The sequence below is a fragment of the Pseudoalteromonas sp. S4741 genome (assembly GCF_005886135.1).
Lineage (GTDB): Bacteria > Pseudomonadota > Gammaproteobacteria > Enterobacterales > Alteromonadaceae > Pseudoalteromonas > Pseudoalteromonas tetraodonis.
Genome location: NZ_PNCN01000122.1, coordinates 1 through 8,082 on the forward strand (window position 1 = coordinate 1; position 8,082 = coordinate 8,082).

The 8,082-nt window shown below is 41.4% G+C and carries 11 protein-coding genes; 6 read left to right on the forward strand and 5 right to left on the reverse strand.

All coding sequences use genetic code 11. The features are described from left to right. Window positions 1-50 precede the first annotated feature (50 nt). The gene (locus CWC30_RS15265) at window positions 51-248 is read right to left on the reverse strand and encodes a hypothetical protein (RefSeq protein WP_083238697.1); all 198 of its coding nucleotides are present in this window, start codon (window positions 246-248) and stop codon (window positions 51-53) included. Window positions 249-570: 322 nt separating this feature from the next. Between CWC30_RS15265 and CWC30_RS15270 the strand changes: the two genes are divergently transcribed. The 4 genes from CWC30_RS15270 to gpsA are packed head-to-tail and all read left to right on the forward strand — an operon-like array spanning window position 571 to window position 2,830. Beyond that, entirely contained in the window at window positions 571-1,002 is a 432-nt protein-coding gene (locus CWC30_RS15270) for a rhodanese-like domain-containing protein (RefSeq protein ID WP_013465947.1), read from the forward strand. A 32-nt stretch (window positions 1,003-1,034) separates the two neighbouring features. Next, window positions 1,035-1,292 carry a glutaredoxin 3 gene (grxC, locus tag CWC30_RS15275; RefSeq protein ID WP_138627523.1) on the forward strand — a complete coding sequence of 86 codons (258 nt, stop codon included), beginning with the start codon at window positions 1,035-1,037 and terminating at the stop codon, window positions 1,290-1,292. A 38-nt stretch (window positions 1,293-1,330) separates the two neighbouring features. Continuing rightward, a complete protein-coding gene (gene secB, locus CWC30_RS15280) occupies window positions 1,331-1,819 on the forward strand; it encodes a protein-export chaperone SecB (protein WP_013465945.1) in 489 nt (162 codons plus the stop codon). A 3-nt stretch (window positions 1,820-1,822) separates the two neighbouring features. Beyond that, the gene (gene gpsA / locus CWC30_RS15285; RefSeq protein WP_138627524.1) at window positions 1,823-2,830 is read left to right on the forward strand and encodes an NAD(P)H-dependent glycerol-3-phosphate dehydrogenase; all 1,008 of its coding nucleotides are present in this window, start codon (window positions 1,823-1,825) and stop codon (window positions 2,828-2,830) included. A 66-nt stretch (window positions 2,831-2,896) separates the two neighbouring features. On the opposite strand, the gene trmL is transcribed toward gpsA, so the two are convergent. Continuing rightward, window positions 2,897-3,361: a tRNA (uridine(34)/cytosine(34)/5-carboxymethylaminomethyluridine(34)-2'-O)-methyltransferase TrmL gene (trmL, locus tag CWC30_RS15290; protein WP_013465943.1), complete on the reverse strand. Its 465-nt coding sequence runs from the start codon at window positions 3,359-3,361 to the stop codon at window positions 2,897-2,899. Between the two features lie 106 nt (window positions 3,362-3,467). Between trmL and CWC30_RS15295 the strand changes: the two genes are divergently transcribed. Continuing rightward, window positions 3,468-4,349 (forward strand): cation diffusion facilitator family transporter, encoded by an 882-nt coding sequence (locus tag CWC30_RS15295; protein WP_462806483.1) that lies wholly within the window; start codon window positions 3,468-3,470, stop codon window positions 4,347-4,349. Here CWC30_RS15295 and CWC30_RS15300 read toward each other — a convergent pair. Genes CWC30_RS15300 through CWC30_RS15310 form a run of 3 tightly spaced genes read right to left on the reverse strand, consistent with a single transcriptional unit; the run spans window position 4,346 to window position 7,374 of the window. After that, window positions 4,346-5,290, reverse strand: a complete 945-nt coding sequence (locus CWC30_RS15300; RefSeq protein ID WP_138627525.1) for an alpha/beta fold hydrolase — start codon at window positions 5,288-5,290, stop codon at window positions 4,346-4,348. The genes CWC30_RS15295 and CWC30_RS15300 overlap by 4 nt on opposite strands. Next, window positions 5,280-6,707 (reverse strand): ATP-binding protein, encoded by a 1,428-nt coding sequence (locus tag CWC30_RS15305; protein ID WP_138627526.1) that lies wholly within the window; start codon window positions 6,705-6,707, stop codon window positions 5,280-5,282. Before CWC30_RS15305 ends, CWC30_RS15300 begins: the two co-directional genes overlap by 11 nt. After that, window positions 6,685-7,374, reverse strand: coding sequence for a response regulator transcription factor (locus tag CWC30_RS15310; RefSeq protein ID WP_013465939.1), 690 nt, complete (start codon window positions 7,372-7,374; stop codon window positions 6,685-6,687). Before CWC30_RS15310 ends, CWC30_RS15305 begins: the two co-directional genes overlap by 23 nt. A 167-nt stretch (window positions 7,375-7,541) precedes the next feature. On the opposite strand from CWC30_RS15310, the gene CWC30_RS15315 reads away from it, so the two are divergent. Continuing rightward, window positions 7,542-8,009 carry a Spy/CpxP family protein refolding chaperone gene (locus CWC30_RS15315; protein WP_138627527.1) on the forward strand — a complete coding sequence of 156 codons (468 nt, stop codon included), beginning with the start codon at window positions 7,542-7,544 and terminating at the stop codon, window positions 8,007-8,009. Window positions 8,010-8,082 lie beyond the last annotated feature (73 nt).

Below are 8,082 nucleotides of genomic sequence, written 5' to 3' on the forward strand. Positions count from 1 at the left end.
GAACGGTTCTGGCAGCACAGTTCTGGCATTGATGCTGCGTTATCGCCTATTTATGGGGAATAACCACACCACATAGGCTCTGCTTTACCTAAATACCAAACAGACTGCTGCAAATTTAACCTTGAAAGATCAACAGACCCTAGCGTTGCTAAAATACACGCTAACATTAATGCCAACATGCCAAGTCTTAGCATACCGCGTTTTATAGCTAGGATCAGCAATGAAAAGAAGATATTAAAAATTTTCAATTAGGATTGGCTAAATTAAAAACTTTAAAGGGCTAGGTTATTTTTCAGTTAAAAAGAGCTGGGCATTGTGGCTTTCAAGCGTGCTTAAACTCGCATTTTTAGCTGATTTGGGTATACTTGCGCGGCTAATCTCTATTTTATTCAAGTATTGAATAGGGTTGTGGGGTAAGTTAAGCCTATATTGTAGGTTAAAATTCAGAGTAGCCTAACAGCGCTCTATTGATTTGCTGATGAGTGACTGCTCATTGTGCAAGTGCAATTGGTAAGAATTTAAAATATCTAAAACATCCGTTTTAGTATGTAACTTTATAGTGGAAGTCGAATGGATCAATATATTGAATTTGTCTCAAACCATCCAATTTTAAGCCTAGCTTGGGTTGCGATTGCGTTTCTTATTATTAGTGGCGCAATAAAAAGTAAATTTTCAGCAATTCGTCAAATCAATCCTCAGCAGTTAACGTTACTTATTAACCGCGAAGACGGCCAGGTTGTTGATATGCGTGGGCAAAAAGAGTTTAAAACCGGCCATATTGCCGGTGCTGTGCACTTAAACCCAGAAAAAGCTAAAGAATCTGATTTCTCAACCCTTGAAAAGTATAAGAGCAAACCCATTATAGTGGTATGTGCTGCAGGCATGACTGCTTCAGGTGTTGCAACCGCAATGCATAAAGCAGGCTATGAACAGGTTTATGTTTTATCTGGCGGTATGGGTGCGTGGCAATCAGCAAGTCTGCCAACAACAAGCGGTCGCTAATATCTCTTAGCTAAACCGATTAAGGATTAATTATGAGTAACGTTGTTTTATACACCAAAGGATATTGTCCTTTTTGCCATCGCGCATTAGCGCTGTTAAACAGCAAAGGTGTAAAATACACAAATATTGATATTGGCGTTCAGCCAGAGCTTCGCGATGAAATGATCGCCAAAGCCGGTGGCGCAAGCACGGTTCCACAAATTTTTATCAACGATGAACACATCGGTGGCTGTGACGACATGATGGCACTAGAAGCGCAAGGTCACCTTGATGCTAAGCTCAGTGCTTAATTTAATTAATTATAATAAATAACAGGTTAGGAATAACAATGAACGAACAAAATCAAAACGCAGCAGCAGAAGCTGATGCAGGTGCACAGTTTACTATTCAACGTATTTACACTAAAGATGTGTCGTTTGAAACGCCAAATTCGCCAGCTATTTTTCAAAAAGAGTGGGCTCCAGAAGTAAAATTAGATTTAGATACGCGCTCTAACAAGCTTGATGAAGGTGTTTACGAAGTAGTGCTTGCGCTAACTGTAACGGCATCTATCGGTGAAGAAACTGCGTTTTTATGTGAAATTCAACAAGCAGGTATCTTTACGATTGCTGACGTTGAAGAAATGCAATTAGCGCACATGCTAGGTGCATTTTGCCCTAACGTGTTATTCCCGTATGCACGTGAAGCGGTATCTAACTTAGTAAATCGTGGTACGTTCCCACAACTTAATCTTGCGCCAGTTAACTTTGACGCATTATTTGCACAGTACATGCAGCAACGCACAGCGCAAGCTGAGCAGGCTACAGCAGACGCTTAATTTATGAATACAGCCACATCAGCTGTTACTGTTTTAGGGGCGGGGTCGTATGGCACCGCCCTTGCTATTTGTTTAGCCCGAAATGGCCACAAAGTGACTTTATGGGGACGCAATAGCCAAGACGTTGCGACGCTTGCAGCTGAGCGAAAAAATCAACGTTACTTACCTAATATTCCTTTTCCTGACACCTTAATCCTTGAAGCAGATTTACAGCGTGCAACGCAAAGTAGCGATATTGTTTTGGTTGTTGTGCCAAGCCACGCATTTGCTGACACATTAAAGCAAATTAAACCGGCTTTGCGCCCAAATGCAAAAATAGCATGGGCCACCAAAGGGCTAGAGCCAAATACTGGGCGTTTGTTACAAGAAGTGGCAGTGCAAGAGCTAGGTGAAGAGGTGCCATTAGCGGTGCTTTCAGGGCCAACCTTTGCCAAAGAAATGGCGATGGGCTCACCAACCGCTATTTCGGTGTCATCAACATCATCGGCATTTGCTAAACAAATAGCCGATTTATTGCATTGCGGGCGCTCGTTTAGGGTGTATAACAATGATGATTTTATTGGTATACAGCTCGGTGGTGCGGTTAAAAATGTAATTGCTATTGGTGCGGGAATTTCTGATGGAGTGGGGTTTGGTGCAAATGCTCGTACAGCGCTTATCACTCGTGGTTTAGCAGAGTTGTCGCGTTTAGGGTGTGCACTGGGTGCAAAACCTGAAACCTTTATGGGCATGGCTGGGTTAGGTGATTTAATTCTGACCTGTACCGATAACCAATCGCGCAACCGCCGTTTTGGTTTAGCCTTAGGTAAAGGTGAAAGTGTTGATGATGCCATTGCATCAATTGGCCAAGTGGTTGAAGGCTTTAGAAATACCAAAGAAGTGTACTTACTAGCTCAACGCGCTGGTGTGGAAATGCCAATTACCGAGCAAATATACAAAGTACTCTATGAAAATAAAGACATGAAAGCAGCTGCTATGGCGTTATTAGGTCGTGAACAAAAGTCAGAATAAATGCTTCACTATTCTTTAAAAATTAAAAAACCGACATAATGTCGGTTTTTTATTATTGGTAAATAATTACTGCGCGTTTACAAAGCCAAGCTGGCGCCAAGATTCATACACAAACACAGCTACTGCATTAGACAGATTCATACTGCGACTATCGGCTTGCATAGGTATACGCACGCGTTGCTCGTTTGGCAGTGCTTGAATCATGTCATCAGGTAAGCCTCGGGTTTCTGGGCCGAATACTAAGCAATCACCCGCTTCATACTGTGCTTGGTGATGAAATTGGCTACCTTTAGTGGTGCAAGCATACACCTTTTTAGGTTGGCACTTTTCTAAGTAAGCATCAAATGAGGCATGGCGTTGTACATGGCTAAATTCGTGATAGTCAAGTCCAGCGCGTTTTACACGTTTGTCATCCCACTCAAACCCTAACGGTTCAATTAAATGCAATGAATAGCCAGTATTGGCACATAAACGAATGATATTCCCGGTGTTAGGCGGAATTTCAGGTTGGTATAAAACAATATCCAGCACAATAAGCCCTATAAAATCTTTAATTTGACTGGCTCAGTATACACGAACAATGAATAAAAAATGATATACTACAAACATTAAATACATCTTACACTTGGACAGATACGTGCATAATCGCAGTTATGAATTTTGGGTCAAAGCTTCAAGCATAGTGACCATGGTCATGGTGAGCCTAATGATTGCGACCAAAGCATGGGCTTGGCTGGCGTCGGGTTCGGCGTCGATGCTTGGCTCACTCACTGATTCATTAATGGATATTACCGCGACGCTAATGAGCTTTTTAGTTTTATCGTATGCACTGCGTCCTGCGGATGATGACCACCGGTTTGGTCACGGTAAAGCGGAGGCGCTTGCAGGGTTAGGCCAAGCTGCATTTATTGCGGGCTCGGGCTGTTTATTAATGTTTCACGGTATCGAGCGATTAATAAACCCAGTAGAGCTTTCGCACTCATTATTAGGTGTATGGGTGAGTATTTTTGCCATTGCTTGTACCTTAGTAATTGTATATGTGCAAAATAAAGTCGTGAAGCACACAGAATCAATCGCTATAAAAGCCGACTCCGTTCACTACAAGGGCGATTTAATTTTAAATGCGGCGGTATTGCTTGCTATTTTACTCGCCTATTATGGCGTACTGTATGCCGACCCATTGTTTGCTATCGGTGTGGCAGGTTATTTATTGTATAACAGTTGGGATATAGCAACCGAAAGTGCCTCGCATTTAATGGACAAAGAGCTACCCGATGAAGAAAAGCAAAGTATTTTTGAAATAGCGCGTAACCATAATGATGTTTATGGCGTTCACGGTATTCGCACTCGACAGGGCGGTAAAGTTAAGTTTATTCAACTGCATTTAGAGCTTGATGACAATTTACCGCTTATTCGTGCCCATAAAGTGGCAGATGAAGTGGAGCTGATGATCACTCAGCAATTTGAATCTGAAGTTGATATTTTGATTCACCTAGATCCGCTGTCGCTTAGTAGTTAACCTATTGAATCACAAAATTTATAAAGGCTTGTTAGCAATGGTTGGCGAATTTCGTCCCGCTCAAAAAACAGCTCGTGCTTAGCCCCTTTAAACTGCTTTATTAGGGTGTTTTTATGTCGGCTTGCAAGCTTATGCTGGGCTTGGTTATCAACCACTTCGTCATTTTCTGCGCTGGCTATAAATAACGGGGTTGTTATGGATAGTTTATCGAGCGCTTTAATAAATGAAAAAACAGTATGCAGCCAGCCATAGGTAACACCGCCTAATTGTAATAGTGGCGTTTGCTGATAAGTTGCCCTAAATTGATCATAGCGTATTTGGCTACTGGTTAAAGTGTTAAGCGCAAACTCTTCAGGTGTATAATCGCTTTGTCCTAACGCATAACACCCTGAGAACCCAAATAATGACGCACTGGCGGCGATAAACTGTGCTACGGGTTTTGGTATTCCTTTAGTATGAATATCAAACATGGGCGCAGATAAAAACGCCCCACTAAAGTCATGTGAGTAACGTGCTAAGTAATCAAACGCAATAGCGCCGCCCATTGAATGGCTAAGCAGTAGTTTTTTACCTTGCCAATGCTGCTTTACCACCTCAAGATTGAATTGATTGAGATCGTGACTGTAATCTTCAAATTGTTTGACATAGCCTTTATGGGGGTTTTTTAATAACCGATAAGAGCGCCCTTGGCCTTGGTGATCAACAATAAAAACAGCAAAATTATTACAATAAAGCTCCCAAAGCAGCTCTTTGTATTTATCGAGTCCTTCAATGCGCCCAGAACTAATAACAATGGCAGTGTGAGCCTGTTTAGGCTTAGCATAAGCATAAAATAATTTACCGGCAGCCGTGCTTAAATAGGCTTTTTTGAGTGTATTAGTATAAAACTCATTAATGGCAGGCAGGTTACTTTTAAGCTCGCTTTCATTGCTATAGAACATGATCTCTCTTTTGTATTGGTAAGCTTATCTCAACGCATAACCCGCCAGCGTCCTTATTTGATAAAGCTAAATTTCCGCCGTGGGCAATCACCGCATTTTTTGCAATGGCTAAACCCAGCCCAGTGCCGCCGCTGACTCGGTCGCGGGCGTCTGATTGCCTAAAAAATGGCTCACATAGTTTATCAAGTTGCGCTGCGGGAACGCCAGGGCCGTCATCACATATTTGTATAGTGATGATATCACTGTGTTTTAAGGTGATGCTAATAGTATGTTGTGCGTATTTAATTGCATTACGTAAAATATTTTCTAGAGCACTGGCAATCAGCATTTCGTCGCACTCTATATTTACCTCAGCATCACCTTGAATATGCAGCGTTTTATTGTGCTGTTTTGCTTCAAACTGAGCATCGTTAATCACATGGTCAACAATCACTTGCAGCGACTGTGTTTGCAGTGATAAAGGTTGGCTATTGGCTTCTAAGCGCGATACCTGCAATACATCGGCTATCATTTTATCAAGTTGATTTGCTTCTTTTTCAATACGCAATAAATACGATTGGCTGGCCTCACTCGCTTGCATTTGCGCCAGCCCTGTGGCCATTTTTAAGCGTGTTAGTGGGGAGCGCAATTCATGGGATATATCGGCAAGTAAACGCTTTTGAGCGCTAAGTAGTTGCTCTAATTGATCAGCCATACGGTTAAAATCGCGTCCTAAAACTCCAAGCTCATCTTTTCGTTGACTATTTATTGTCGCGCGCGCACTTAAATCGCCATTTGAGAGCCTAATTGCAGCTTGTTTTAAACTATTTATAGGGGCAATTAAGTTACGACTAAATAAAAAGCTTAATGTAAGTGAGGCGATAATGGCGATAGAAATTTTTAACCAAACCGGCAACAATCTTAAGCGAATAAAGAGCGGTCGCTGTTGATTTATATCGATTTCATATAACTCAAATTCGCCTTCAGGTACTCGAATGCGCACAGGGCCAAAAGCTTGGTAATATTCAGTAAAAATAATTTGAGGTGGCATGCCTTCACTAAAGTTCAGTAAGCTAAAATCAATATTATTCTCAACTTTTTTACTGATCAAAAACTCATCGCTACTTAGTGAATTTAAATAAAGTAACTTGCGCTTACTTAAACGCGGGTGAGTAATAATGTCATGAATAGATCGCTTGTGTTTATGTGCACTACGTTCGATACCTCGAGCCAAGTGTTCTAGATTTTTTTGCATGGGCCCTTTTAGGGGGTCATGGCTAATAGCATTGATCAGCGAAATATTACTTAAGAAAAATAGCGCAGTAAAAGTGCCAATGATCGTTAGCCAAAACCAAGCAAAGACTTTAAAAAACAAATAATGTCGAGGGTGTCTTAACCAGCTAAAACGCGTTAATTTACTCTCCTTGGATAAAGACATAACCCGTCCCTCGAATAGTTTTAATTTTTTCACCCGCGATATGCTCGGCTATTTTTTTTCGAATATTACTCACATGCATATCAATAGAGCGATCAAATGACGCTAAACGCCGTCCTAGTACTTCTTCGCTTATTTGCTCTTTGCTTATAACATCAGGGGCGTGTTTTACTAATAAAGCCAATATTTCGTATTCGGTACCCGTAAGCGTGAGTGTGGTGTTATTTACACTGGCTTCACGCGCGGCAAAGTTAATAGTAATACCGTTTAAAGAGAGCTTTTTATTATTGTTATTGCTTACACTATTAATGTGTTCAATACGGCGAGTAATAGCTTTAACGCGGGCAAGGAGTTCGCGGTGGTTAAACGGTTTTGGAATATAGTCATCAGCGCCGAGCTCTAAACCAAAAATACGGTCAAAGTCTTCACCTTTAGCGGTCAACATAATTACCGGCGTTAATTTACTTTGTCTGAGTTGTTTGAGTACTTCAAAGCCATCTATAGAGGGCAGCATAACATCAAGTAATATAAGCGCGTAATCGTTTTGTAAAGCAAGCTCTAAGCCTTGTTGGCCATCATGTGCGGTTTGTATGCTAAAGCCTTGTGCGCTCAAATACTCGCTTAATAGCTCACATAAACCGGTGTCATCATCAATCATTAATAGTTTCATACATTAAGCCCTACGCGCTGTTTTATGGTTTTATTTTACGCGTTTAATGTACTAAAAGTTAGTCTTTACATAACCTTTACACTGCTTTGCGTTACTTTGCATTGAGCCGGTTATAGTGAACTTACTGGCTAGCAGCCAACAACCAACCCAATATTAAGGTGATGATTATGACTAAGATAAACACGCTATCAAAATTAGTACTTATTTGTGGCTTAACAGCAGCAACGCTCAGTGCGGGCAGCGCACTTGCAAAAGGTGATGGCCATAAACAAGGCCACTCTCAAGCACGCTTTTTACTCTCTGAGCGAGCAGCAGATAAACTGGCGCTTACTGAAGATCAACAAACACAACTAAAAGCGATTTTTACAGCGCAAAAAACGCAAATTAAAGCACTAAGAAGCCAAAATAAAGACGCGGCGCGTAAGGCACAGCGCCAAGCTTATAAAGCGCAGATGGATGCGTTATTGTCAGCGCCAAACTTTGACGAAAATGCAGCGAAAGAGTTATTAACCGCACGCCAAGATAAGAAGCAGCAATTGGGATTAATTAAATTGAAAACCCAGCATCAAGTAATGCAACTGCTTAACGCTGAGCAAAAAGAAAAGTTAGCTAAAATACAGCAGCGCCGCAGGTAATAGGGCGAGGTTTTAACCCCATGGCCAGTAACTCGTTGTCTGAAATATAAAATGCGCGGCATAAAGCCCCGCC